The sequence below is a fragment of the Pseudomonas sp. BNK-15 genome (assembly GCF_047456105.1).
Classification (GTDB): Bacteria; Pseudomonadota; Gammaproteobacteria; order Pseudomonadales; family Pseudomonadaceae; genus Aquipseudomonas; species Aquipseudomonas putida_E.
Window position 1 is genome coordinate 2,573,481 of record NZ_CP179898.1, and the last position, 23,603, is coordinate 2,597,083.

Sequence of the window (23,603 nt, forward strand, 5' to 3'; positions counted from 1 at the left end):
CGGCGCCCGGGCCAGTACTGATCAGTCTTGGCTGATCGGCAAGATGTAGCTTTCGAACTCGGTATCCTTGCGAAAACCGATGGATTCATAGGTCCTCTGCGCCACCTCGTTGTTGGCGCTGGTCGAAACCCGCATGCGCACGGCCTGGGTATCCTTGGCCATTTTCTTGGCTTCACGGATCAGGTGGTCAGCCACCAGCATGCGACGTGAGTCTTCGGCCACATAGATGTCATTGAGAATCCATACCCGCTTGAGCGACAGCGACGAGAAGCTCGGGTAGAGCTGGCAGAAGCCCAGCAGTTTGGCGTCGTCATCGTCCGGCAGTGCCAGGTAAATGACCGACTCGTCGCGTTTGAGGCGCGTTTCCAGGAATTTGCGCGAGCTGTCCGGGTATGGCAGTTGCCCATAGAACTCGCGGTATCGGACGAACAGCGGGGTGAGCAGGTCGAGGTGTTCCAGGGTTGCCTTGATAATGCGCATGTGCGGCCCTCAGAGTCCATTTGGGAAACAGCGGAATGCCAGCAGCTTTCAATCGCATGCTGCCCAATGCCGGCCAGAAGCGCAATCCACCGTCCGTGACATGTTCTTTACCCTTCACCGAGTAGGAAATTGCCTTTTTGATTAGAGGTGTTTTCACTGTCGATAGTATGGACCTCCGCTTCGTCCTTAAGATTCACGCCAGATAGCTGTCGGCGACAGGCCTCGCGCATCAGGTATAGCAGGCGATGCGCGGCCATGCCGTAGCTCAGGCCTTCCAGGCGCACGTTGGAGATGCAGTTGCGGTAAGCGTCGGTCAGGCCCACCTTTGGCGCGTAGGTGAAATACAAACCCAAACTGTCGGGTGAACTGAGCCCGGGGCGCTCGCCGATCAGCATTACGGTCATGCGCGCCCCCAGCAGTTGGCCCACTTCGTCGGCCACGGCTACCCGGCCTTGCTCCACCAACACCACCGGTGCGCTGGTCCAGCCATCGGCAGCGGCCTGTTCCTCGAAACGGGCCAGGAACGGCAAGGTATGGCGATGCACGGCCAGGGCCGAGAGGCCGTCGGCCACCACGATGGCAAGGTCGCAGCCGCCAGGGTTGGTCTGGGCGTGCTGGCGCAACTGTTCCACCGAGCGATCGTTCAGGCGCCGGCCCAGGTCCGGGCGTTGCAGGTACTGGTTGCGGTCGCTGGCGGCGCTGTGCAGTACCAGGCTGTCACGCCCGCGTTCCTTCAATTGTTCGCTCAGTGCCGTGTGGTCGAATGCCAGGTGCACGGCATCGCGGGCCTGGGCGTGGGCGAACTGGAAGTCCAGCTGGGCGCTGGTTGGCAGGCTGATGCCGCTGCGGCCAAGGGCGATACGCGCCGGCGTCAGGTTGCGCAGGGCCAGCCAAGGATTTTCGGGGGTGGGTATCTGACGGTCCATGGTCACCTCTATGCCAGCTGTGCCAAGGCCTGGCGGAACGCCGGCGGCAGGTTGTCGCCGAAGCGTACCCGGCCATCGGCCTGGGTGAATATACCGGTGCGCTGCAACCAAGCCTCGAACTCAGGCCCGGGTTTGAGGCCCAGTGTCTGGCGCGCATAAAGCGCGTCATGGAACGAGGTAGTCTGGTAGTTGAGCATGATGTCGTCGGAGCCGGGGATGCCCATGATGAAGTTGATCCCGGCCACACCCAGCAGGGTCAGCAGGGTGTCCATGTCGTCCTGATCGGCCTCGGCGTGGTTGGTGTAGCAGATGTCGCAACCCATCGGCACGCCCAGCAGCTTGCCGCAGAAGTGGTCCTCAAGGCCGGCACGGATGATCTGCTTGCCGTTGTACAGGTACTCGGGGCCGATGAAGCCGACCACGGTGTTGACCAGAAACGGTTTGAAATGGCGGGCAACTGCGTAGGCGCGGGTTTCGCAGGTTTGCTGGTCGACGCCGTGGTGAGCGTTGGCCGACAGGGCGCTGCCCTGGCCGGTTTCGAAATACATGAGGTTCTGCCCGAGCGTGCCGCGCTTGAGCGACAACCCGGCCTCGTAACCTTCCTGAAGCACGTTGAGGTTGATGCCAAAGCCGGCGTTGGCCGCCTCGGTGCCGGCAATCGACTGGAACACCAGGTCCAGCGGCACGCCGCGGTTGATTGCCTCGATCGAGGTGGTGACGTGGGTCAGCACGCAGGCCTGGGTGGGAATGTCGTAGCGCTGGATGATGGCGTCGAGCATTTCCAGCATGGCGCAGATCGAGGCGATGCTGTCGGTGGCCGGGTTGATGCCGATCATGGCGTCGCCATTGCCGTACAGCAGGCCATCGAGAATGCTGGCGGCAATCCCGGCCGGCTCGTCAGTGGGGTGGTTGGGCTGCAAGCGGGTCGACAGGCGCCCGCGCAAGCCCATGGTGCCGCGAAAACGGGTGACTACACGGATCTTCTGCGCCACCAGTACCAGGTCCTGTACGCGCATGACCTTCGATACAGCAGCGGCCATTTCCGGGGTCAGGCCAGGCGCCAGGGCGCGCATGCTGTCCTCGTCGGCTTCGTCACTGAGCAGCCAGTCACGCAGGCCGCCGACGGTGAGGTGGCTGACCGGGGCGAAGGCCTGGGCGTCGTGAGTGTCGATGATCAGGCGGGTAACTTCGTCCTGCTCGTACGGGATGAGCGCTTCGCTGAGGAAGTGGCTGAGCGGAATATTGGCCAGTGCCATCTGCGCCGCCACCCGTTCACCATCGTTGGCGGCAGCAACGCCAGCCAGGTAATCCCCGGAACGTGCGGGGCTGGCTTTGGCCATCACGTCCTTGAGGCTGTCGAAGCGGTAGACCAGGTGGCCTACCGTGTGTACGAAACTTGCCATACAGAATCTCCAGAGTGCCGCGGGCGTGCCCGCGGCAGGTGTCGGCAATCAGTGCAGGGCCTCTTCGGCCTTCTGGATCGCGGCGAATTCCTCTTCCGGTGTACCCGCAACCAAGTGGTGGCGGCTGTAGAACGCAAAGTAGGCAATCAGTACTGCATAGATCACTGCGGCGCCAATCACCACCCGTGGGTCGACCAAAAAGCCTGCGACCACGGCGATGCATGCCAGCACCAGGGCTACGCCCGAGGTGAAGATGCCACCAGGGGTGCGATAGGGGCGTTCCATCTTGGGCCGGCGGATGCGCAGGGTGATGTGCGCGGCCATCATCAGTACATAAGACAGCGTCGCACCGAACACCGCAACCAGGATCAGCAGGTCGCCCTGGCCGGTCAGTGACAGGCCGAAACCGATGATGCCAGGGATGATCAGGGCCAGTACCGGGGCCTTGCTCTTGTTGGTTTCGGACAGCTTGCGCGGCAGGTAGCCGGCGCGGGAAAGGGCGAAGATCTGCCGCGAATAGGCATAGATGATCGAGAAGAAGCTGGCAATCAGACCGGCCAGGCCAACCAGGTTGACGAAGCCGCCCATCCAGGTGGAACCGCCATACGCCTTGGAAAGTGCTTCTACCAGTGGGTTACCGGAGGCTTTGAGCGCTTCGGAGCCCGCACCACCCGGGCCTACCACGAGGATCAGCAGGGCAAACGCCAGCAACACCAGCATTGCGCCAATCAGGCCGCGTGGCAGGTCACGTTTCGGGTTCTTGGTTTCCTCGGCCGCCAGCGGCACGCCTTCTACCGCCAGGAAGAACCAGATCGCGTAGGGTATTGCCGCCCACACGCCAACATAACCGAACGGCAGGAAGCTGCTGGCGCCGACCGCGTCGGTCTGGGCGATGTCGAACAGGTTCGCCGCATCAAAATGGGGCACCATGCCCACAAGGAAGACAGCCAGGGCGATGGCGGCGACGGCGGTGATGATGAACATCAGCTTCAGGGCCTCACCGACCCCGAAGATGTGGATGCCGATAAAGACGATGTAGAACGCCAGGTAGATCATCCAGCCGCCAATGCCGAACAGGGACTGGCAGTAGGCACCGATGAACACCGCGATGGCTGCCGGAGCGATGGCGTACTCGATGAGGATCGCCGTGCCTGTCAGAAAGCCGCCCCACGGCCCGAAGGCGCTGCGAGCAAAGCCATAGCCGCCCCCGGCGGTAGGGATCATCGAGGACAGTTCGGCCAGCGAAAAGCACATGCACAGGTACATGGTGGCCATCAGCAGGGTGGCAAGGAACATGCCGCCCCAGCCACCTTGGGCGAGGCCGAAGTTCCAGCCGGCATAGTCGCCGGAGATCACGTAGGCGACGCCCAGGCCCACCAGCAGGACCCAGCCGGCGGCGCCTTTTTTCAGTTCACGTTGCTGGAAATAGTCCGAACCGACCTTTTCGAAATCGACGGAAGCGCCTGCCGGTGCGCCGGAGGATTGATCGCTTGGCATAGTTTCACCTGTTCTTTTTCTTGGTGGCCGGAAGGGTTCCGGCCGATGGTGATGGGTACTGCAGGAAGCGAGCCATGCAAGCTACAAGCCTGAAGAAAAAGCAGGTCGGCGTTCTATCCGCTTTTTCTTGCAGCTTGCAGCTTGCCGCTGCCGCTTAGAAGAAGCCCAGCGGGTTGATGTCGTAGCTCACCAGCAGGTTCTTGGTCTGCTGATAATGGTCGAGCATCATCTTGTGGGTTTCACGGCCCACGCCGGACTTTTTGTACCCGCCGAACGCGGCGTGCGCCGGGTACAGGTGGTAACAGTTGGTCCATACGCGGCCAGCCTTGATGCCGCGGCCCATGCGGTAGGCGCGGTTGATGTCGCGGGTCCATACACCGGCGCCAAGGCCGAACTCGGTGTCGTTGGCGATGGCCAGTGCCTCGGCTTCGTCCTTGAAGGTGGTGACGCTGACCACCGGGCCGAAGATTTCTTCCTGGAACACGCGCATCTTGTTGTTGCCTTTGAGCAGCGTCGGCTGGATGTAGTAACCGGTCGCCAACGCGCCTTCCAGCTTCTCCACCTTGCCACCGGTCAGCAGTTCGGCGCCTTCATCCTGGGCGATCTGCAGGTACGACAGAATTTTTTCGAACTGCTGTTGCGAAGCCTGGGCGCCGACCATGGTGTCGGTGTCGAGCGGGTCGCCGCGCTTGATCTGCAGCACCTTCTTCATCACCACTTCCATGAACTGCGGGTAGATCGACTCTTGCACCAACGCCCGCGACGGGCAGGTGCATACCTCGCCTTGGTTGAAGAACGCCAGCACCATGCCTTCGGCAGCCTTGTCGATGAAGCTCGGCTCGGCCTGCATGATGTCTTCGAAGTAGACGTTGGGTGATTTGCCGCCCAGTTCGACGGTAGACGGGATGATGTTCTCGGCGGCGCATTTCATGATGTGCGAGCCGACCGGGGTAGAGCCGGTAAAGGCGATCTTGGCGATGCGCTTGCTGGTGGCCAGTGCTTCGCCGGCCTCGCGGCCATAGCCCTGGACTACGTTGAGCACGCCGGGCGGCAGCAGGTCGCCAATCAGCTCTACCAGCACGGTGATGCCCAGCGGGGTCTGCTCGGCCGGTTTGAGCACCACGCAGTTGCCAGCGGCCAGGGCCGGGGCCAGTTTCCAGGCGGCCATCAGGATCGGGAAGTTCCACGGGATGATCTGCCCGACCACGCCCAGTGGCTCATGGATGTGATAGGCCACGGTATTTTCGTTGATCTCGGCGGCACCGCCCTCTTGGGCGCGTATGCAGCCGGCGAAGTAGCGGAAGTGATCGACCGCCAGCGGGATGTCGGCGTTGAGGGTTTCGCGGACCGGCTTGCCGTTGTCCCAGGTTTCGGCGATGGCCAGCACTTCCAGGTTCTGCTCGATGCGGTCGGCGATCTTCAGCAGCACGTTGGAGCGGTCCTGCACCGAGGTGCGGCCCCAGGCATCGGCGGCTGCGTGGGCGGCGTCGAGCGCCTTGTCGATGTCTTCGGCAGTGGAGCGGGGGAATTCAGCGATCAGCTTGCCATTCACCGGGGAGGTGTTGTCGAAATACTGCCCCTTGACCGGAGCTACGAATTCACCACCGATGTAGTTGCCGTAGCGGCTCTTGAAGGAAACCTTCGCGCCTTCGGTACCGGGATGTGCATAACGCATGGTGTGTCTCCTGGTTAATTGTGTTTGTTGAGGAGTTGGAAAGCGTAGAGCAAAGGTTGGGCCAGCGTGGGGAGGGCCATTGGAATCAAGGGTTTGCGCAGTTTCTGGATGAGCCTGCAGAGGGGGTTGTCCCAGAAGTGGCACGGCCTGGGTGACACTTTGTACCGTTTGCGACACGCTTGATTGCGGTGCATTGCAAAGCCCGGGCGGGTGGAGGATGCTGGCAGGACGCTCTATCTGCGGAGAACAAAAACCAATGCAGAGCCACCACCTCAGTCGGCATGCCCAGCAAGTGCATACCGTTGCCCACGGCGAAGCCGGCGGTGCCGGTAGCGACCCGTCGATTGCCCGATCCTGGCTGCGATGCCTGGAGGACTATCATCTTGATCCCGAGGTGCTTGCGGCGCCGGTCGTGCTGGAACACGGCCGCCTGCTCGAAAGCCGTGAGCGCCTGAACCAGGTGCTGAAAATCGCCGACAATGAAATGAACAGCCTGCACCAGCAGCTATCAGGTGCCGGGCACGCGGTACTGCTGACCGATGCGCGCGGTGTCATCCTCAATTGTGTCACCGCACCCAGCGAACGGCGCATTTTCGAGCGTGCAGGGTTGTGGTTGGGCGCTGACTGGAGCGAGGCGCGCGAAGGCACCAACGGCATCGGCACCTGCCTGGTCGAGCGCCAGGCGCTGACCATCCATCAGAACGAACACTTTCGCGGGCGGCACACCGGGCTGACCTGTTCGGCCAGCCCTGTTTTCGACCCGCATGGCGAGCTGCTGGCAGTGCTCGATGTGTCATCGGCGAGGCCGGATGTCTCGCGTCAGAGCCAGTTTCATACCATGGCGCTGGTCAACCTTTCGGCAAAGATGATCGAGAGCTGTTACTTCCTGCGCCACTTCGAGCAGCAATGGTTGCTGCGCTTCCATCTGCAGGCCGAGTCGGTGGGGTTGTTCAGCGAAGGGCTGCTGGCGTTCGACGCCGATGGCCGTGTCTGCGCGGCCAACCAGAGCGCCCTCAACCTGTTGGGCACCGTCCGTGGCGGGGTACTGGGCAAGCCGCTGGAAATGTTTTTTGCCTGTAACCATGATGAGCTCTTCAGCCGCGCCATGCCCAATGGCAGCACGGCCTGGCCGCTGTATACGCGTGATGGTCGCCAGGTATTTGCCAGCTTGCGCGGGCAGGCGAAGGCACCGGTGTGGGCGGTGCCGGCGGGTTTGCCCGAAGCCCGGCCAGAGGCTGCCCCCGGCATTTGTCTGATGGACCCGGCGCTGCAGGGTGATTTCCGGCGTGCGCTGCGGGTGTTCGAGCGTGATGTGCCACTGCTGGTGTCGGGCGAGACCGGTTGTGGCAAGGAAGCCTTCGCCCAGGCAGTGCACCACGCTAGCCAGCGGCGCGGCAAGCCGTTCGTGGCAGTCAACTGCGCCTCGATTCCCGAAAGCCTGATAGAGAGCGAGTTGTTCGGTTACCGCGGCGGCAGTTTTACCGGGGCGCGCAAGGAAGGCATGCGCGGCAAGCTGCTGCAGGCCGATGGCGGCACATTGTTGCTCGACGAGATCGGTGACATGCCGCTGGCGCTGCAGACCCGTCTGCTACGGGTGCTGGAGGAACGTCAGGTGGTGCCGATCGGTGGTGAGCCGCAAGCGGTCGATGTGCGGATCGTCAGTGCTACCCACCGCGACCTGCTTGAGCGGGTGGAGCAGGGCACCTTCCGCGAGGACCTGTATTACCGGCTCAATGGCCTGGAAGTGACGATGCCGGCGGTGCGTGAGCGCAGTGACAAGGCTCAGTTGCTGGATTTCCTGTTGCGACAGGAAGCGCAAGGCCAGGCCATCGAAATCGAGCCAAGCGCCCGCCAGGCGCTGCTGGATTTTGCCTGGCCGGGCAATGTGCGCCAGATGCGCAACGTGCTGCGTACGTTGGTGGCATTGTGTGAGGATTGTCATGTCGCGTTTGCGGATCTGCCCGCAATCGTGCGCAACACTTCCAGCCCTGTAGGAGCGGCCTTGTGTCGCGAAAGGGCCGGTGAGCGGCCCCAGGATTTCGATAACGCTGCCCAGTTTGCGGGGGCCGCTTCGCAGCCCTTTCGCGACACAAGGCCGCTCCTACAGGCGGAGGGCCAGGCCCTGTTATCCGTACTGGAGGCAAACCGCTGGCACCTGACCCGTGTCGCCGAGCACTTGGGTATCAGCCGCAATACCTTGTATCGAAAACTGCGCAAACACGGCATCGCCAGGGGCGTCTGAGCGAAACAGCGAGTGCGATTTCCCGCGCCCTGGGCTACCCTGCCTCGAAGTTTTGCGAGGTCGACCATGCATATTCATATTCTCGGTATTTGCGGCACTTTCATGGGTTCGCTGGCGGTGCTGGCCAAAGAACTCGGCCACCGTGTGACCGGTTCGGACGCCAACGTCTACCCACCGATGAGCACCCAGCTCCAGGCCCAGGGCATCGAGCTGACCCAAGGCTATGACCCGGCCCAGCTGGACCCGGCGCCGGACCTGGTGGTGATCGGCAACGCCATGTCGCGGGGCAACCCGGCGGTGGAGCATGTGCTCAACAAAGGCCTGCCTTATGTCTCCGGCCCCCAGTGGCTGGCCGACCATGTGCTGCAGGGGCGTTGGGTGCTGGCCGTGGCCGGTACCCACGGCAAGACCACCACCAGCAGCATGCTGGCCTGGGTCCTGGAGCATGCCGGCATGAGCCCCGGCTTCCTGATCGGTGGCGTGCCGCAGAACTTCTCGGTGTCGGCACGCTTGGGCGATACGCCGTTCTTCGTGGTGGAGGCCGACGAATACGACAGCGCGTTCTTCGACAAACGTTCGAAGTTCGTGCACTACCGTCCGCGCACTGCGATTCTCAATAACCTTGAGTTCGACCACGCGGACATCTTCCCGGATCTGGCCTCCATCGAGCGGCAGTTCCATCACTTGGTGCGCACCATTCCGAGCGAAGGCCTGGTGATCCATCCGACCACCGAACAGGCGCTGGAGCGGGTAATCGGCATGGGTTGCTGGACGCCAGTGCAGACCACCGGCGAGGGTGGCCAATGGCAGGCGCGCTTGCTCAGTGCCGACGGCTCGCGCTTCGAAGTGCTGTTCGAGGGGCAAGCGCAAGGCGTTGTGGACTGGGCCCTGACCGGCCAGCACAACGTTGCCAACGCGCTGGCAACATTGGCCGCTGCCCGTCACGTGGGGGTGGTGCCTGCCATGGGCATTGCAGGCCTGAGCGCGTTCAAGAGCGTCAAGCGGCGCATGGAAAAGGTCGCAGAAGTTCAAGGCGTGACCATCTATGACGACTTCGCTCACCATCCGACGGCTATCGCCACCACCCTCGACGGCCTGCGCAAGCGGGTGGGCGAGGCACCGGTGATCGCCATCATCGAGCCTCGTTCCAACTCCATGAAGCTGGGCGCGCACCGTGACGGCCTGCCGGAAAGCGTCAACGATGCCGACCAGGTAGTCTGGTATGCGCCAGCCAACCTGGGCTGGGACCTGGCGGCGACTGCGGCGCAGTGCAAGGTGCCGAGCGTGGTCGCCGACAGCCTCGAAGCGATCATCGAGCGGGTCAAGGGCCAGGCGCGGCCGGGCACACACGTGGTGATCATGAGCAACGGCGGCTTTGGCGGCCTGCATGGCAAATTGGCCGAGGCCCTGAAGTGAGCGGGCCGGAACGCATCACCCTGGCCATGACCGGCGCCTCCGGCGCGCAGTATGGCTTGCGTCTGCTCGATTGCCTGGTGCGCGAAGACCGTGAGGTGCATTTTCTCATCTCCAAGGCCGCGCAATTGGTGATGTCCACCGAGACCGACGTGCTGCTGCCGCCCAAGCCTCAGGCCATGCAGGCCTTTCTGACCGAGTACACCGGTGCTGCCGATGGGCAGATCCGCGTGTATGGCAAGGAGGACTGGATGTCGCCGGTGGCCTCGGGCTCCGGCGCACCGGCGGCCATGGTGGTGGTGCCGTGCTCCACCGGCACCTTGTCGGCCATCGCCACCGGGGCCTGCAACAACCTGATCGAACGTGCCGCCGACGTGACCCTCAAGGAGCGTCGCCAGCTGATCCTGGTGCCGCGCGAGGCGCCATTCTCGACCATCCATCTGGAGAACATGCTCAAGCTCTCGCAGATGGGCGCGGTTATCTTGCCGGCGGCCCCAGGCTTCTATCACCAGCCGCAGACCATCGATGACCTGGTCGACTTCGTCGTGGCGCGTGTTCTCAACCTGCTGAACATCCCGCAGGACATGTTGCCGCGTTGGGGGGAGCATCATCTTGGGGCGGATGATTGAAGCGCACTTTACCTGCAATGCTGGCCGTCCTGCTGCTTGACGGCTGTGCCACGGTGCGCACGCTTGATGCCAACAAACCGGGCGCGCCGGTGGTGTATGCCGGCACCCGGCTGGACTTGTACGTGATCAATGGCGGGTGCTGCCCCAAGGATCATTTCGGGGCTCAGGCGCCGGCGTATCCGCGGCTGGACCTGCCTGGGAGCATGCTGCTCGATACCCTGCTGCTGCCATTATCGTTGCTGACGGCTGCCGGGATCGGCTTCCAGGCCACTGGCGGTCTGTAACGGCCCTGTCGCCGGCTTGCCGGCGACAGGGCCGTTCAGGCGGGCGCTATTTCTTGCCTAATCTACGCAGCTCATCCGACTCGACAACCCGAATCCCGTCCTCTTCCTCCAGCGCCAGGCGCCATAGCGCCCGCGCCAATGTGCAGGCTTCGATGCCCCGATACTTGCCCGGCATCAACCGTGCAAACGGGGAAGCCAGCCGTTCGCCCAAGCGCGGCGCAATGCGCTCACCCAGCAGCAGCGAAGGCCTGACAATCGTCAGTTGCGGCCAATCCTGCGCCTTGAGCGCCTCTTCCATTTCGCCCTTGACCCGGTTGTAGAAGATCGACGACTTGGGATCGGCGCCGATGGCGCTGACCACCAGCAGGTGGCGCGCACCCATCTCCCGTGCACGCTTGCTGAAGGCCACCACCATGTCCAGGTCGACGGCGCGGAACGCCTGCTCGGAGCCGGCCTGCTTCAAGGTAGTGCCCAGGCAGCAGTAAGCGATGTCCACGCGCCCGGCCAGTTGCGGTAGGAACACCGCAGGGTCACCGACCGGGTTTTCCAGGTGTGGGTGTTCGGCCAGGGGGCGGCGGGTGGGTGCCAGAACGCGGCTGATGGTGGGCTCGTTGAGCAGGCGGTCAAGCAGGTGTTCACCCGTCAGGCCCGTGGCTCCGGCAAGCAGGACATGCTGAGGCGTCAAGTACATGATGTCTCTCCTGTGTTACACACAAGTCTAGTGCGGGGCTGGCCTTTTTTCCTGCCCCTGCGAAGTCGCTTGTGCGGCATTGCGTAAGGCTTTTTCAGCTTGCTGCTGGCGCAAGCGTTGCCAATGTGCCAGTACGGTTGATGGTGCCCAGATCTGTGGCTCGGAGGCTTCGAAACCTTCCCTCTTCTCACGTTCGGCAACACTGCTGCGCGCCAGTTCGAACGCTTGTTCGAGGTCGTCGGTCTGGTTCAGCGCCTGGGCAAACAGAGCCTCGCCGAAATAGGTGAAATCGGCCTCTTCCGAGCAGCCGAATGACACCCTGTCCGCCCGTGCGGCAGTCATGATGATTGTCCGCTCATCTTTGAGCGGGGCGATGTAACCCCCTGAATAGCAGGCGGAGATGACGATCACCTTGTCGCGCTCTTTGAGCGGCGCCAAGGCGCTGGCCAGTTCGTCGGCGGACAGGTCGGCAAGCTGCAGGCGTGGTTGGTCGAATACCAACTGGTGGTCCTGGCTGCCATGGCTGGTCAGGTAGATGAACACCAAGTCCTGCGGGCCGGTGCGCTCAGCCAGTGTGCGGGCGGCGCGGGTAAGGTTCTCGCGGGTTGCCATGGGCCGTGTGGACATCTGGTCGCGGTGGTTGACCAGCGTGATCTGGCCGTGGGCACCGAAGCGCACCTTCAAAAGATTGCTGACGTAGTCGGCCTCGCGCAGAAATACACTCTGCTGGCCGTCACCGGCGACCACCAGGCTATACAGCTCAATGGGCGGCGCGGAGCGCGGTACGCGCGCCAGCGCCTCATCCAGTAGCTTGCCCTGATTGAGCAGGGCCAGTTCCAGCGGGTCGGGGAGCAGTTTGCCGTTGTGGTCGCGAACGCGCACACCATTGACCCAGTAACCGCTTTGCACCTTGCCGCTGGCCAGGGTCAGTTTACCCTGGCCCTGGTAGGCGTCGTTTTCGAAGCCGCCGACGTAGCGGCTGCCATCGGGCAATTGCAGGCTGCCCTGGCCGGCCAGGCGCCAGTCGACGAAGCTGCCCTTGTAGTGGCTGCCATCGCTGCCCAGCATTTCCCCCTCGCCAAGCAGCGAGCCGTCCTTGAACTCGCCGATCCAGACATCGCCTTCGGCGTTTTCATAGCGGCCACGACCTTCCAGGCGGTTGTCCTTGAACTCGCCGATATATTGCTCGCCATCGACGCTGTCGTAGGTGCCGCTGCCCTGCAACAGACCGTCGACGAAGCGGCCACTGAACTGATTGCCGCTGGCATCGCTGCGTACGCCGGCACCATTGGGCTTGCCGCTGGCAAACAAGCCCTGGTAACGGCTGCCGTCCGCCAGTTCGAGCTCACCCGCGCCATGGTACTGATCGTCCTTGAACTGGCCGCGGTAGGTCTGGTCCGCCTGCTTGAGCGTACCTTCGCCGTCGCGACGGCCGTGGCTGAAGGTGCCTGCATAGTGGCTGCCGGGGGTGGTCAGGTCGCCCACGCCCTGAAACAGGCCGGCGGCGAACTGGCCGCGATAGACCTCGCCATTGCTGCCATGCCACTCGCCCTGGCCATGCCATTGGCCATCCTTGAAGCCGCCGGCGTACCAGCTGCCGTTGGGATAGTCGATGCGCCCTTCGCCTTGCAGCAAGCCGTCAACCACCTGGCCCCTGTAGCGACCGCCGTCGGGCAGGCGCGCATCCGGTGGCAACAGCGATTCGCCATCGCCACAGGCAGCGAGCATCAGGGTCAGGGTGAGAGGCAACAGAGCACGCATGGCCGAATCCGGGCAAAAGTTATGCCGAGTATGCCGCACAATGGGGCGGATGAGACAGCCATGGCAGGGGCCGCGTGGCGACCCCCAAAAAAAGATCAGACGAAGCAGAGCGAAAGCGGCTCGGCGATATAGGCCGGCTTCTCTTCGCCTTCGATCTCCAGTGTCGCGGTAGCCTTGAGCAACCACTGCCCAGGTTTCTTCTCGGTCACCTCACCCAGATCCACCTTCAGGCGCACCTTGCTGCCGACTTTCACCGGCTGAATGAAACGCACACTGTCGAGCCCGTAATTGACCACCATCTTCAGGCCTTCAGGCAGCACCAGTATGTCTTCCATCAGCTTTGGAATCAGCGACAAGGTCAGGAAGCCATGGGCAATGGTGCAGCCAAAGGGTGTCTTGGCCGCTTTGTCAGGGTCGACATGGATGAATTGAAAATCGCCCGTGGCCTCAGCGAACAGGTTGATGCGTTGCTGGTCGATCTTCAGCCAGTCGGAACGTCCCAGTTCCTTTCCAACGTACTGCGAAAGCTCGGTAACCGGTACATAGGGCATCGCGACTCTCCAGGTTGTCATTTGGTACGAGTGTGCAAGATCAGCACGGCGAACAATTACAGTCAAGTTGCCAGCATCAGGGCGAATATCCGCCCATAGCCTTGCGCGTGCTTATAATGGCCGGCATGGCCGAAAGGAGATCCTTATGCTGTTGCGTGGTTTGACCTGGCTGGTGCTGTTCCAGCTGCTGGGTACGGCGCTCAATCATCTGTTGGTGCCGATACTGCCCGGGCCGATCATCGGCCTTTTGCTTTTGTTGTCGTTCCTCATGGCCCGCGGTGAGGTCGGCAAGCCGTTGAACGAGGCGGCGAGCAGTCTGTTGCGTTACCTGCCGCTACTGTTGGTGCCGCCAGCAGTGGGTGTGATGGTGTATGCCAAGGATATCGCTGCAGACTTTTGGGCCATCGCCGGCGCGCTTCTGATCTCCTGCCTGGCCACCTTGGTCTTTGTCGGTGTATTGATGCAGAAACTCATGCATCGCCAGGGCAAGCGCGGGGAGCAGCCATGATCCTCGATTGGCAGGGCGCGCTCGATGCGGTTGTCCACCATCCGCTGTTTGGCATTGGTATTACGCTGGGTGCCTATCAGGTGGTGCTGGCAGCTTACGAGAAAACCCGCTGGATCTTCCTGCAGCCGGTACTGGTGTCGATGGTCATGGTGATCGGTGTGTTGCTGGTCTGTGGTATCGACTACCGTGAGTACCGCAAGAGCACCGAGATCATGAACATCCTGCTGGGGCCGGCCACGGTGGCCTTGGCCGTGCCGCTCTACCTCAACCTGCGGCGTATCCGGCAGCTGTTCTGGCCGACATTTACTACGCTGGTAATCGGAGGCCTGTTCGCCACGCTCTGCTGCCTGTTGCTGGGCTGGTGGTTCGGCGCCGAACACATGATCCTGATGACCATGGCGCCGAAGTCGGTGACCTCACCGATTGCCATGCTTGTGGCCGAGCAAATTGGTGGTGTGGCGGCCCTGGCGGCGGTCTTCGTGTTGATCACCGGGGTGATCGGGGCCATTTTCGGCCCTGCGCTGTTGAGCCGTTTTGGTGTGCATAGCCCCGAGGCGCGCGGCATGTCCCTGGGCGTGACCGCGCATGCCGTGGGTACCTCGGTGGCCTTGCAGGAAAGTGACGAGTGCGGCGCGTTTGCCGCACTGGCAATGAGCCTGATGGGGGTGGCCACGGCGGTGTTCCTGCCGTTGGCGGTCAGCCTGGTGGCTTGAGGAGTTGTGATGACGCTACCGCTGTTTCCCCTCAATACTGTGTTGTTTCCCGGTTGCCTGCTGGATTTGCAGATATTCGAAGCCCGCTACCTGGACATGATTGGCCGCTTCATGAAGCAGGGCACAGGCTTTGGTGTGGTGTGCATCGTCGAAGGCGAGCAGGTCGGCAAGGCGCCGCCTGTGGTTGCATCGATCGGGTGCGAGGCGCTGATCCGTGATTTTGTCCAGCAGGACAACGGCTTGCTGGGTATCCGTGTGGAAGGTGTGCGGCGCTTCGAGCTGGGTCAGACCGAGGTGCAGAAAGACCAATTGCTGCTGGGCGAGGTGCATTGGCTGGAGGAGCAGGCGGACAGCCCGCTGACCGATCAGGACGATGACCTGCTGGCCCTGCTGGTGGCGTTGGGTGAGCACCCGATGGTCGAGGCGCTGGACATGCCCCGTGACGTCGCGGGGCGCCAGGCACTGGCCAACCAGCTGGCTTATCTGCTGCCGTTCATGGAAGAGGACAAGCTGGACTTGCTGGCGATCGACTCGCCGTCGCAGCGGCTGGCAGAAATCCAGAGGCTGCTGGAGCGGATTCAGGGTGAGTTGTTTGCCTGATAGAGGGTGGTTGCCTTTATGGCCCTATCGCCGGCAAGCCTGCTTGCCGGCGATAGGGCTGTACAGCCAGCGTCAATATTGGTAACGCTCCAGGGCCAGCGGCAAGGCATACAGGGCAAAGAAAGCCAGCAACGCGATACATGCCGGTAATACCAGCCACCATACCCGTTGTGGCAATGCATTGAGCGGCTGGCGATATTGCACCAGCGTCAGGCTGAGCGCGCAGACGCAGCAGGCCAGCAAGGCTCCGGCCAGGATGTCGGTCGGCCAATGCGCTCCCAGGTAAACGCGCGACAGGGCAATCGCCAACGCCGGAATGCACCCCAGCATCACCCAAGTCAGGCGCATGCGTGGCGGCTGGCCACGCCCGGCCAGCACCGCCATCACCAGGAAGAACGCAAACGAGGCCGAGCTATGCCCGCTGGGCATGCTGTAACTGGTCAAGGGGTCGGTCAGCACCTCCGGTCGCGCCCGGGCGAACAGCCATTTCAGCGAGCCATTGGCAATTGCCGTACCCATCAAGGCGCCACCGGCGAACAGTGCATGCCGCCATTGTCGGGCGAGCAGCAGCAGGCCGGTGAGCAGCCCGCCCAGGAACAGTTGGGTGCGGAAATCGCCCAGGCGGGTTACCAGTACCATGGTGCCGTCCAAGGCTTGGCTGCGATGCTCCTGCACCAGGGTCATCACGCCCTGGTCGAACTCGTGAAAATACGGCCATCCCAGAAACACCCCGGCCAATGCCAGAAAGCTCAAGCCGGCGATCAGCCGCGTCCCGTGGCGCTGGTCGCGTACGCTGCTGTTCAGGCTCAGCCCGATCAGCACCGCCAGGGCGCCGGCGATGATGCCTGCATCCAGCCAGAACCCTTCCGGCAAGGGCAGGCGCATGGCCGCCCCGGTAGCCCAGCCCGGCAACAGGTAGGCGACCGACCAGCCGGCACCGGCCAGCACGCTGACCGCAATGAAACGCGGCAACGGCATGTCGAACATGCCCGCGACCATCGGCAGCATCGGCCGCAGCGGGCCTATGAAACGGCCAACCAGCAAGCTGGCGATGCCGTAGCGCTGAAAGTAGGTTTCAGCGCTGCCGATCCATTCCGGATGGTGGCGCAACAGGGGTAGGCGGCGGATGTTCTGGTGGAAGTACTTGCCTATCGTGTAAGACAGGGCGTCACCGAGCAGGCCGCCGAGGAACCCCAGCAGCAATGTTTCGCCCAGGCTGAAGGTGCCGCTGCCTGCCAATACCGCGACGGCAAACAGCAGTACCGTACCAGGTACGATGATGCCGGCGATGGCCAGGCATTCGATGCAGGCCACCAGAAAAATTGCCACGCCAAGCCACTGCGGGTTGGCGCTGAGCCAGCCGGTCAGGCTGTCGAGCCATTGGCCCATGTTTCAGCTTCCTTGTTTGAGAATGAAAAAGTCTTGCCCTTCGACTTGCCCCCGGCGCAGCGGGTTCCGGGTGCAGAAGCGGGCGTATTCGGCGTCGATGAAACGGTACGGCAGGTGCTCATCGCGGCCATGGGGGATACCCAGGCGTGCGGCCTGGACCACTTTGGGCACGGTGATGGCACAATCCTCGACGTACAGGCGTTCAGGGTCGAAGCGCTGGCCATCCCACTGCGCTACCTTCAAGCCCAAGGCCCGGCAGAGCAGGGTCTGGCCGGCGCACAGGCGTTCGGCTGGGCGCAGCTTGCCGCTGGCGTCGGGGTTGTTCAACTGCATTTGCGCCAGGCTGTTGGCACCGGAAAGGGCGTCCACCCAGGGGTAGGCCGACTTTATGAGCACTGCATTGCCTGGGCCGTGTGCGCTGAAGTTGAGCGAGTCACCTCCGCGGGCGTAATACATGTAGATATGCCCGCCATCGAGAAACAGCGCCCTGCGCTTTTCTGTGTAGCCAAGCGAGGCATGGCTGCCCTTGTCAGTCAGGTAATAGGCCTCGGTTTCGATGATCCGTGCGGCCAGCCACAGGTCGCCATGCCGATGGCGGATGACCTTGCCCAGCAGGGCTTTGGCCAGGGTCTGGGCGTCTCGGTCGAAGAAGCTGTCGGGCAAGGCGCGGGCAGGGCAGGGGGTTGTGTCTGGCATGCTGGCGGTTCGTCGTGGTCAGGCGCGGATGATAGCAACGATTGGCTTAATCGAGGCTGAACCAAGACAGTTCGATAAGGCCGGTTACATCTTTCCTACAGATTCTTGTCTGCCATTTTCTACCATCCGCCACCCGCCGCTGGGCGTATACCTGCGCGGCAGTTATAATCAGCCGATTTCCCCTTCGCCAAGACACCGAACCCATGACTGAGTCCGTTCTTGACTACATGACCCGTTTGGGTCGCGCCGCTCGCCAGGCCTCCCGGGTGATCGCCCGCGCCAGCACTGCGCAGAAGAACCGCGCCCTGCAGGCTGCTGCCGATGCACTGGACGCCGCGCGTGCCGAGCTTACCGCAGCCAACGAACAGGACCTGGCCGCCGGCCGTGCCAACGGTCTGGAGCCTGCCCTGCTCGACCGCCTGGCCCTGACCCCAGCGCGTATCGACGGCATGATCACCGGCCTGCGCCAGGTGGCCAGCCTGGCAGACCCGGTCGGCGCCATCCGCGACATGAGCTATCGCCCGTCGGGTATTCAGGTCGGCAAGATGCGCGTGCCGCTGGGGGTGATCGGGATCATCTACGAATCGCGCCCGAACGTGACCATCGATGCCGCCAGCCTTTGCCTGAAGTCAGGCAACGCCACCATCCTGCGCGGCGGCTCCGAGGCCATTCACTCCAACCGCGCCATCGCCACCTGCATTCAGCGTGGCCTTGCCGAGGCCGGCCTGCCGGCCGCCGTGGTTCAGGTGGTCGAGACCACCGACCGTGAGGCGGTTGGCGCGCTGATCAGCATGCCTGAGTTTGTCGATGTCATCGTCCCGCGGGGCGGCCGTGGCCTGATCGAACGCATCAGCCGCGATGCCCGTGTGCCGGTCATCAAGCACCTGGACGGCATCTGTCACGTCTATGTTGCCGAGCACGCGGACCTGGACAAGGCCTTGCGCGTTGCTTTCAACGCCAAGACTTACCGTTACGGTATTTGCGGTGCGATGGAAACCCTGCTGGTCGACCAACGTGTGGCTGAAGGTTTCCTGCCGGAAATGGCCCGCCGTTTCCAGGAAAAGGGCGTCGAACTGCGCGGGTGCGAGCGTACCCGTGCGCTGATCGAGGCCAAGCCGGCCAGCGAAGACGATTGGCACACCGAGTACCTCGACGCCATCCTGTCGATTCGTGTGGTCGATGGCCTGGACCAGGCCATCGAGCACATCAACCACTATGGCTCGCATCACACCGATTCGATCATTACCGAACACCAGGGCCAGGCCCGTCAGTTCATGGCCGAGGTGGACTCGGCATCGGTGATGCTCAACACCCCGACCTGCTTCGCCGACGGCTTCGAGTATGGCCTGGGCGCGGAGATCGGTATTTCCACCGACAAGCTGCACGCCCGCGGCCCGGTCGGCCTGGAAGGCCTGACCTGCGAGAAGTACGTAGTGATCGGCGATGGCCAACTGCGCGGCCAGGAGTCCTGCTGAGTTGAGCAAGGCCCAGGCAGTCCGGCGCATCGGCATTCTTGGCGGTACTTTCGACCCCGTGCACATTGGCCACCTGCGCAGCGCGCTTGAGGTCGCCGAGTTCATGGGGCTGGAAGAGATGCGCCTGTTGCCCAATGCCCGGCCGCCACACCGCGACACCCCGCAGGTGGCGGCCGAAGATCGCCTGGCGATGGTGCGTGGGGCCGTGCAAGGCGTCGAACGCCTGAGCGTGGATGCCCGCGAGCTTGAGCGCGACAAACCGTCCTACACCATCGATACGCTGGAGTCGGTCCGCGCCGAACTGGGCGCTGCTGACCAGCTGTTTCTGGTGTTGGGCTGGGATGCCTTCTGCGGCTTGCCTGGCTGGCACCGCTGGGAAGAACTGCTGCAACACTGTCACATCCTGGTGCTGCAACGCCCGGATGCCGACGTTGAACCCCCTGACGAGCTGCGCAACCTGTTGGCCGCGCGCTCCGAGAGCGATCCCACCGCCATGTCCGGCCCGGCGGGTAGTATTTCGTTCGTCTGGCAGACACCGCTTGCGGTGTCGGCTACACAGATCCGACAGCTGCTGGCCAGCGGCAGGTCGGTGAGGTTCCTGGTGCCGGACGCCGTACTGGCCTACATCGAGGCGCATGAACTGTATCGTGCGCCTAACTGACGGTGCCCTGTGGGCGCCTCATCCAACGAGTTGAACGAGTTTTATATGAGCAAGCAGAAAATCAATGGCGAAGAACTGGTCAAGCTGACCATCAGCGCGCTGGAAGACGTCAAGGCCCAGGATATCCAGGTCATCGACGTTCGCGAGAAGCACAGCCTGACCGACTACATGATCATTGCCACCGGTACCTCCAATCGCCAGATCAACGCGATGCTGGAAAAGGTCCGTGAAGCGGTCAAGAAAGAAGGTGCGCAGCCGCTGGGCGAAGAAGGCAAGGGCGACAGCGACTGGGTGCTGCTGGACCTGAACGACGTCATCGTGCACATGATGACCGCCGCTGCCCGCCAGTTCTACGACCTGGAACGCCTGTGGCTGGGTGCCGAGCAGAGCCGCGCCGCCGATGCCAAGCACCACAGCCCGGAAAACGCCAGCGACTACTTCACCGACAAGCTCAAAGACCGGGAATAAGGAAGCGTCGTGCGTCTGCGCCTGATCGCGGTCGGCTCGCGCATGCCCAAGTGGGTCGAGGAAGGCTGGCATGAATATGCCAAGCGCCTGCCCCAGGAGCTGTCGCTGGAGCTGGTGGAAATTCCGCTGAACACCCGTGGCAAGAATGCCGACGTCGCCCGCCTGATTCGTCAGGAGGGTGAGGCCATGCTGAGCAAGGTTCAGCCCGGGGAACGCATCGTCACCCTCGAGGTCCATGGCAAGCCCTGGAGTACCGAGCAATTGGCGACCGAGCTGGACCGCTGGCGGCTGGATTCGCGCACGGTGAATTTGATGGTGGGCGGCCCGGAAGGGCTGGCGCCTGAGGTTTGTGCGCGCGCCGAGCAACGCTGGTCGCTGTCGCCGCTGACCCTGCCGCACCCGTTGGTAAGGATACTCATCGGCGAGCAGATCTACCGCGCCTGGACCGTGTTGTCCGGGCACCCTTACCACAAATGAGCCTGTAAGCAGTCCGATGTCGCAGCCGATCCGCCTCAAGGACCACGAGAAAGACGCCCGCCTGGTGCGTAACCGCGTCGTGGTCGGCGCCGTCGCGATCATGCTGCTTGTCTGCGTGTTGATCGCACGCCTGTACTACCTGCAGATCATCCAGTACGACTACCACTCCACGTTGTCAGAGAACAATCGGGTGCACGTGCAGCCGATCCCGCCGACGCGCGGGCTGATCTTCGACCGCAATGGGGTGATCATCGCCGATAACCGGCCGAGCTTCAGCCTGTCCATGACCCGTGAACGTGCGGGTAACTGGCAGGAAGTGCTGGACAATATCGTGGAAGTGCTGGAGCTGACGCCGGACGATCGTGCACTTTTCGAAAAACGCATGAGGCAGGGGCGAAGGCCGTTCGAGCCAGTGCCGATCCTGTTCGAGCTGAACGAAGAGCAGATCGCCCGCGTGGCGGTCAACCAGTTCCGTTTGCCTGGCGTCGAAGTGGTCGCCCAGTTGGTGCGGCATTACCCGCAAGGTGCGCATTTCGCCCATTCGGTAGGGTATGTCGGGCGGATCAACGAGAAAGAGCTCAAAAGCCTAGATCCTGTGAACTACAGCGGCACCCACCATATCGGCAAGACCGGCATCGAGCGCTTCTACGAAGCCGACCTGCACGGCCAGGTCGGTTACGAGGAAGTCGAGACCAACGCTCGCGGGCGCGTGCTGCGGGTCCTCAAGCGTACCGACCCGAAACCTGGCAAGGACATCGTGCTGAGCCTGGACATCAAGTTGCAGGAAGCTGCCGAAGCGGCCCTGGGTGGGCGCCGCGGTGCGGTGGTAGCGCTCGACCCGCGCAACGGCGAAGTGCTGGCGATGGTCAGCCAGCCGAGTTTCGACCCCAACCTGTTCGTCACCGGCATCAGTTTCAAGGCCTACGCCGAGTTGCGCGACTCGATCGACCGGCCGCTGTTCAACCGCGTGCTGCGCGGCTTGTACCCGCCGGGTTCGACCATCAAGCCGGCGGTTGCCATCGCCGGCCTCGACAGTGGTGTGGTCAACGCCGGCAGTCGTGTGTTCGACCCGGGGTATTACCAACTGCCCAACTACGATCACAAATACCGTAACTGGAACCGCAGTGGTGATGGCTGGGTCGACCTGGATACCGCAATCATGCGTTCCAATGACACCTATTTCTACGATCTTGCCCACAAGATGGGTATCGATCGGCTGTCCATCTACATGAACAAGTTCGGCATCGGCCAGAAAGTTGCCCTGGACATGTTCGAGGAGTCGGCCGGGCTGATGCCGTCGCGTGAATGGAAGCGCGCCACCCGCCGCCAAGCCTGGTTCCCAGGTGAAACCCTGATTCTGGGCATCGGCCAGGGCTACATGCAGGCAACACCGCTGCAACTGGCCCAGGCCACAGCGCTGATCGCCAACAAAGGCGTTTGGAACCGCCCGCACCTGGCCAAGACCATCGAAGGCCAGCCGCCCGTGGACCCGAACCCGATGGAAAACATCATCCTGCGTGACAAGTCCGACTGGGCCAAGGTCACCCACGGCATGGAGCAGGTGATGCACAACGCCCGCGGTACTGCACGCAAGGCTGCGGCCGGTGCCCAGTACCGCATTGCCGGCAAGAGCGGTACCGCGCAGGTGGTAGCGATCAAGCAGGGCGAGAAATACGACCGCAACAAAATTCAGGAGCGCCACCGCGACCATGCGTTGTTCGTCGCCTTCGCCCCGGCCGACGATCCGAAGATCGTGGTTTCGGTGATGGTCGAGAACGGCGAGTCCGGCTCCGGTGTAGCCGCACCCGTGGTGCGGCAGATCATGGACGCCTGGCTGCTCGACGAGAACGGTCGGCTCAAGCCTGAGTTCGCTCCTGCCACTGTCGCCCAGGAAACGGCCCCGTGAAGAACAATTTCGATCGCATGCTCTCCAGCGAGGACGTGATGCGTCGACGCGCCAGCTTCCTGCAGCGCATCCACATCGACGGCCCCTTGCTGGTCATCCTGCTGACCCTCGCCGCCGGCAGTCTGTTCGTGCTCTATTCTGCCAGCGGCAAGAACTGGGATTTGCTACTTAAGCAGGCCACTTCATTCGGTATCGGGCTGGTGTCGATGTTCGTCATCGCTCAGCTTGAACCCCGCTTCATGGCGCGCTGGGTGCCTCTTGCCTATCTCACTGGGGTGCTGCTGCTGGTCGTGGTGGACGTCATGGGCCATAACGCCATGGGTGCCACGCGCTGGATCAACATACCCGGGGTAATACGCTTCCAGCCCTCGGAGTTCATGAAGATCATCATGCCGGCGACCATCGCCTGGTACCTGTCCAAACGCACCTTGCCGCCTCATTTGAAACACGTGGCCATCAGCCTGGTGCTGATTGGCGTGCCGTTCATCCTCATCGTCCGCCAGCCGGACCTAGGTACGGCGTTGCTGATCCTTGCCTCCGGCGCCTTCGTGCTGTTCATGGGCGGCCTGCGCTGGCGCTGGATCCTCAGCGTGCTGACGGCGGCCGTGCCTGTGGCGGTGGCCATGTGGTTCTTCGTCATGCACGACTACCAGAAACAGCGTGTGCTGACGTTCCTCGACCCTGAAAGCGACCCGCTGGGCACCGGCTGGAACATCATCCAGTCCAAAGCGGCCATTGGCTCGGGTGGCGTGTTCGGCAAGGGCTGGCTGCTGGGCACCCAGTCGCACCTGGACTTCCTTCCCGAGAGCCATACCGACTTCATCATCGCCGTGCTCGGCGAGGAGTTCGGCCTGGTCGGCATCTGCCTGCTGCTGATCGTCTACCTCTTGCTGATCGGTCGTGGGCTGATGATCACGGCTCAGGCGCAGACCTTGTTCGGCAAGCTGCTTGCAGGCAGCCTGACCATGACCTTCTTTGTATATGTATTCGTCAATATCGGTATGGTCAGCGGCCTATTGCCCGTGGTGGGCGTGCCGCTGCCCTTCATTAGTTATGGCGGAACTTCGTTGGTGACGCTGCTGTCAGCGTTTGGCGTTCTCATGTCGATCCATACGCACCGTAAATGGATCGCACAGGTTTGAAAAAGGTGAAGAATTT

At 62.7% G+C, this 23,603-nt stretch carries 23 protein-coding genes; 13 read left to right on the forward strand and 10 right to left on the reverse strand.

The features are described from left to right. Window positions 1-21: 21 nt before the first annotated feature. The 5 genes from ACMGF5_RS11775 to ACMGF5_RS11795 all read right to left on the reverse strand — a co-directional run bounded on the left by ACMGF5_RS11775 (window position 22) and on the right by ACMGF5_RS11795 (window position 5,981). On the reverse strand, window positions 22-480 hold the full coding sequence (locus tag ACMGF5_RS11775; RefSeq protein WP_012312531.1) for a GNAT family N-acetyltransferase: 459 nt from the start codon (window positions 478-480) through the stop codon (window positions 22-24). 107 nt (window positions 481-587) lie between these two features. Next, window positions 588-1,406 (reverse strand): ethanolamine ammonia-lyase subunit EutC, encoded by an 819-nt coding sequence (gene eutC / locus ACMGF5_RS11780; RefSeq protein ID WP_115273486.1) that lies wholly within the window; start codon window positions 1,404-1,406, stop codon window positions 588-590. Window positions 1,407-1,414: 8 nt separating this feature from the next. Then, on the reverse strand, window positions 1,415-2,809 hold the full coding sequence (locus ACMGF5_RS11785; protein WP_174140984.1) for an ethanolamine ammonia-lyase subunit EutB: 1,395 nt from the start codon (window positions 2,807-2,809) through the stop codon (window positions 1,415-1,417). 48 nt (window positions 2,810-2,857) lie between these two features. Then, window positions 2,858-4,306: an ethanolamine permease gene (gene eat, locus ACMGF5_RS11790; RefSeq protein ID WP_039604782.1), complete on the reverse strand. Its 1,449-nt coding sequence runs from the start codon at window positions 4,304-4,306 to the stop codon at window positions 2,858-2,860. A 154-nt stretch (window positions 4,307-4,460) separates the two neighbouring features. Next, the gene (locus ACMGF5_RS11795) at window positions 4,461-5,981 is read right to left on the reverse strand and encodes an aldehyde dehydrogenase family protein (RefSeq protein ID WP_046785116.1); all 1,521 of its coding nucleotides are present in this window, start codon (window positions 5,979-5,981) and stop codon (window positions 4,461-4,463) included. A gap of 256 nt (window positions 5,982-6,237) precedes the next feature. Between ACMGF5_RS11795 and ACMGF5_RS11800 the strand changes: the two genes are divergently transcribed. The 4 genes from ACMGF5_RS11800 (at window position 6,238) to ACMGF5_RS11815 (ending at window position 10,549) form a co-directional block, all read left to right on the forward strand. After that, window positions 6,238-8,223 carry a sigma-54-dependent Fis family transcriptional regulator gene (locus tag ACMGF5_RS11800; RefSeq protein ID WP_414157803.1) on the forward strand — a complete coding sequence of 662 codons (1,986 nt, stop codon included), beginning with the start codon at window positions 6,238-6,240 and terminating at the stop codon, window positions 8,221-8,223. Between the two features lie 66 nt (window positions 8,224-8,289). Next, window positions 8,290-9,639: a UDP-N-acetylmuramate:L-alanyl-gamma-D-glutamyl-meso-diaminopimelate ligase gene (mpl, locus tag ACMGF5_RS11805; RefSeq protein ID WP_046785118.1), complete on the forward strand. Its 1,350-nt coding sequence runs from the start codon at window positions 8,290-8,292 to the stop codon at window positions 9,637-9,639. Beyond that, the gene (gene ubiX, locus ACMGF5_RS11810) at window positions 9,636-10,265 is read left to right on the forward strand and encodes a flavin prenyltransferase UbiX (RefSeq protein WP_012312538.1); all 630 of its coding nucleotides are present in this window, start codon (window positions 9,636-9,638) and stop codon (window positions 10,263-10,265) included. Before mpl ends, ubiX begins: the two co-directional genes overlap by 4 nt. 17 nt (window positions 10,266-10,282) lie before the next feature. Beyond that, on the forward strand, window positions 10,283-10,549 hold the full coding sequence (locus ACMGF5_RS11815; protein WP_404602079.1) for a YceK/YidQ family lipoprotein: 267 nt from the start codon (window positions 10,283-10,285) through the stop codon (window positions 10,547-10,549). 46 nt (window positions 10,550-10,595) lie between these two features. On the opposite strand, the gene ACMGF5_RS11820 is transcribed toward ACMGF5_RS11815, so the two are convergent. The 3 genes from ACMGF5_RS11820 to ACMGF5_RS11830 form a co-directional block, all read right to left on the reverse strand. Then, complete coding sequence (locus ACMGF5_RS11820) at window positions 10,596-11,240, reverse strand: oxidoreductase (protein WP_012312540.1); 645 nt, start codon at window positions 11,238-11,240, stop codon at window positions 10,596-10,598. A gap of 27 nt (window positions 11,241-11,267) precedes the next feature. Further along, window positions 11,268-13,001, reverse strand: a complete 1,734-nt coding sequence (locus ACMGF5_RS11825; protein ID WP_115273489.1) for a C13 family peptidase — start codon at window positions 12,999-13,001, stop codon at window positions 11,268-11,270. A 95-nt stretch (window positions 13,002-13,096) separates the two neighbouring features. After that, window positions 13,097-13,552, reverse strand: coding sequence for a MaoC family dehydratase (locus ACMGF5_RS11830; RefSeq protein ID WP_046785122.1), 456 nt, complete (start codon window positions 13,550-13,552; stop codon window positions 13,097-13,099). A gap of 145 nt (window positions 13,553-13,697) precedes the next feature. Between ACMGF5_RS11830 and ACMGF5_RS11835 the strand changes: the two genes are divergently transcribed. The 3 genes from ACMGF5_RS11835 to ACMGF5_RS11845 are packed head-to-tail and all read left to right on the forward strand — an operon-like array spanning window position 13,698 to window position 15,373. Continuing rightward, on the forward strand, window positions 13,698-14,060 hold the full coding sequence (locus ACMGF5_RS11835; protein ID WP_046785123.1) for a CidA/LrgA family protein: 363 nt from the start codon (window positions 13,698-13,700) through the stop codon (window positions 14,058-14,060). Next, window positions 14,057-14,773 (forward strand): LrgB family protein, encoded by a 717-nt coding sequence (locus tag ACMGF5_RS11840; protein WP_046785124.1) that lies wholly within the window; start codon window positions 14,057-14,059, stop codon window positions 14,771-14,773. Before ACMGF5_RS11835 ends, ACMGF5_RS11840 begins: the two co-directional genes overlap by 4 nt. A gap of 9 nt (window positions 14,774-14,782) precedes the next feature. After that, window positions 14,783-15,373, forward strand: coding sequence for an LON peptidase substrate-binding domain-containing protein (locus ACMGF5_RS11845; protein ID WP_414157804.1), 591 nt, complete (start codon window positions 14,783-14,785; stop codon window positions 15,371-15,373). Window positions 15,374-15,445: 72 nt separating this feature from the next. Here ACMGF5_RS11845 and ACMGF5_RS11850 read toward each other — a convergent pair whose 3' ends face one another. Beyond that, window positions 15,446-16,762 (reverse strand): bifunctional DedA family/phosphatase PAP2 family protein, encoded by a 1,317-nt coding sequence (locus ACMGF5_RS11850; RefSeq protein ID WP_115273491.1) that lies wholly within the window; start codon window positions 16,760-16,762, stop codon window positions 15,446-15,448. A gap of 3 nt (window positions 16,763-16,765) precedes the next feature. Next, a complete protein-coding gene (locus tag ACMGF5_RS11855; protein WP_046785127.1) occupies window positions 16,766-17,458 on the reverse strand; it encodes a DNA-3-methyladenine glycosylase in 693 nt (230 codons plus the stop codon). A 203-nt stretch (window positions 17,459-17,661) separates the two neighbouring features. Here ACMGF5_RS11855 and ACMGF5_RS11860 point away from each other — a divergent pair, with 203 nt between their 5' ends. Genes ACMGF5_RS11860 through rodA form a run of 6 tightly spaced genes read left to right on the forward strand, consistent with a single transcriptional unit; the run spans window position 17,662 to window position 23,587 of the window. Then, window positions 17,662-18,933, forward strand: a complete 1,272-nt coding sequence (locus ACMGF5_RS11860; protein ID WP_414157805.1) for a glutamate-5-semialdehyde dehydrogenase — start codon at window positions 17,662-17,664, stop codon at window positions 18,931-18,933. Further along, the gene (nadD, locus tag ACMGF5_RS11865; RefSeq protein WP_046785129.1) at window positions 18,902-19,594 is read left to right on the forward strand and encodes a nicotinate-nucleotide adenylyltransferase; all 693 of its coding nucleotides are present in this window, start codon (window positions 18,902-18,904) and stop codon (window positions 19,592-19,594) included. Before ACMGF5_RS11860 ends, nadD begins: the two co-directional genes overlap by 32 nt. Before the next feature lie 45 nt (window positions 19,595-19,639). Further along, window positions 19,640-20,062, forward strand: a complete 423-nt coding sequence (gene rsfS, locus ACMGF5_RS11870) for a ribosome silencing factor (protein WP_012312550.1) — start codon at window positions 19,640-19,642, stop codon at window positions 20,060-20,062. A 9-nt stretch (window positions 20,063-20,071) separates the two neighbouring features. Continuing rightward, window positions 20,072-20,539: a 23S rRNA (pseudouridine(1915)-N(3))-methyltransferase RlmH gene (gene rlmH / locus ACMGF5_RS11875; RefSeq protein ID WP_008090421.1), complete on the forward strand. Its 468-nt coding sequence runs from the start codon at window positions 20,072-20,074 to the stop codon at window positions 20,537-20,539. 16 nt (window positions 20,540-20,555) lie between these two features. After that, window positions 20,556-22,445, forward strand: a complete 1,890-nt coding sequence (gene mrdA / locus ACMGF5_RS11880) for a penicillin-binding protein 2 (protein WP_046785130.1) — start codon at window positions 20,556-20,558, stop codon at window positions 22,443-22,445. A 38-nt stretch (window positions 22,446-22,483) separates the two neighbouring features. Continuing rightward, window positions 22,484-23,587 carry a rod shape-determining protein RodA gene (rodA, locus tag ACMGF5_RS11885; protein ID WP_042111868.1) on the forward strand — a complete coding sequence of 368 codons (1,104 nt, stop codon included), beginning with the start codon at window positions 22,484-22,486 and terminating at the stop codon, window positions 23,585-23,587. The last annotated feature ends 16 nt before the right edge of the window (window positions 23,588-23,603 follow it).

What these genes read in the sequence shown, in the direction of transcription:
- ACMGF5_RS11775 (WP_012312531.1), bottom strand. Translation starts at nt 480, where the DNA reads ATGCGCATTATCAAGGCAACCCTGGAACACCTCGACCTGCTCACCCCG.
- eutC (WP_115273486.1), bottom strand. Translation starts at nt 1,406, where the DNA reads ATGGACCGTCAGATACCCACCCCCGAAAATCCTTGGCTGGCCCTGCGC.
- ACMGF5_RS11785 (WP_174140984.1), bottom strand. Translation starts at nt 2,809, where the DNA reads ATGGCAAGTTTCGTACACACGGTAGGCCACCTGGTCTACCGCTTCGAC.
- eat (WP_039604782.1), bottom strand. Translation starts at nt 4,306, where the DNA reads ATGCCAAGCGATCAATCCTCCGGCGCACCGGCAGGCGCTTCCGTCGAT.
- ACMGF5_RS11795 (WP_046785116.1), bottom strand. Translation starts at nt 5,981, where the DNA reads ATGCGTTATGCACATCCCGGTACCGAAGGCGCGAAGGTTTCCTTCAAG.
- ACMGF5_RS11800 (WP_414157803.1), top strand. Translation starts at nt 6,238, where the DNA reads ATGCAGAGCCACCACCTCAGTCGGCATGCCCAGCAAGTGCATACCGTT.
- mpl (WP_046785118.1), top strand. Translation starts at nt 8,290, where the DNA reads ATGCATATTCATATTCTCGGTATTTGCGGCACTTTCATGGGTTCGCTG.
- ACMGF5_RS11815 (WP_404602079.1), top strand. Translation starts at nt 10,283, where the DNA reads ATGCTGGCCGTCCTGCTGCTTGACGGCTGTGCCACGGTGCGCACGCTT.
- ACMGF5_RS11820 (WP_012312540.1), bottom strand. Translation starts at nt 11,240, where the DNA reads ATGTACTTGACGCCTCAGCATGTCCTGCTTGCCGGAGCCACGGGCCTG.
- ACMGF5_RS11825 (WP_115273489.1), bottom strand. Translation starts at nt 13,001, where the DNA reads ATGCGTGCTCTGTTGCCTCTCACCCTGACCCTGATGCTCGCTGCCTGT.
- ACMGF5_RS11830 (WP_046785122.1), bottom strand. Translation starts at nt 13,552, where the DNA reads ATGCCCTATGTACCGGTTACCGAGCTTTCGCAGTACGTTGGAAAGGAA.
- ACMGF5_RS11835 (WP_046785123.1), top strand. Translation starts at nt 13,698, where the DNA reads ATGCTGTTGCGTGGTTTGACCTGGCTGGTGCTGTTCCAGCTGCTGGGT.
- ACMGF5_RS11840 (WP_046785124.1), top strand. Translation starts at nt 14,057, where the DNA reads ATGATCCTCGATTGGCAGGGCGCGCTCGATGCGGTTGTCCACCATCCG.
- ACMGF5_RS11845 (WP_414157804.1), top strand. Translation starts at nt 14,783, where the DNA reads ATGACGCTACCGCTGTTTCCCCTCAATACTGTGTTGTTTCCCGGTTGC.
- ACMGF5_RS11850 (WP_115273491.1), bottom strand. Translation starts at nt 16,762, where the DNA reads ATGGGCCAATGGCTCGACAGCCTGACCGGCTGGCTCAGCGCCAACCCG.
- ACMGF5_RS11855 (WP_046785127.1), bottom strand. Translation starts at nt 17,458, where the DNA reads ATGCCAGACACAACCCCCTGCCCTGCCCGCGCCTTGCCCGACAGCTTC.
- ACMGF5_RS11860 (WP_414157805.1), top strand. Translation starts at nt 17,662, where the DNA reads ATGACTGAGTCCGTTCTTGACTACATGACCCGTTTGGGTCGCGCCGCT.
- nadD (WP_046785129.1), top strand. Translation starts at nt 18,902, where the DNA reads ATGGCCAACTGCGCGGCCAGGAGTCCTGCTGAGTTGAGCAAGGCCCAG.
- rsfS (WP_012312550.1), top strand. Translation starts at nt 19,640, where the DNA reads ATGAGCAAGCAGAAAATCAATGGCGAAGAACTGGTCAAGCTGACCATC.
- mrdA (WP_046785130.1), top strand. Translation starts at nt 20,556, where the DNA reads ATGTCGCAGCCGATCCGCCTCAAGGACCACGAGAAAGACGCCCGCCTG.
- rodA (WP_042111868.1), top strand. Translation starts at nt 22,484, where the DNA reads ATGCGTCGACGCGCCAGCTTCCTGCAGCGCATCCACATCGACGGCCCC.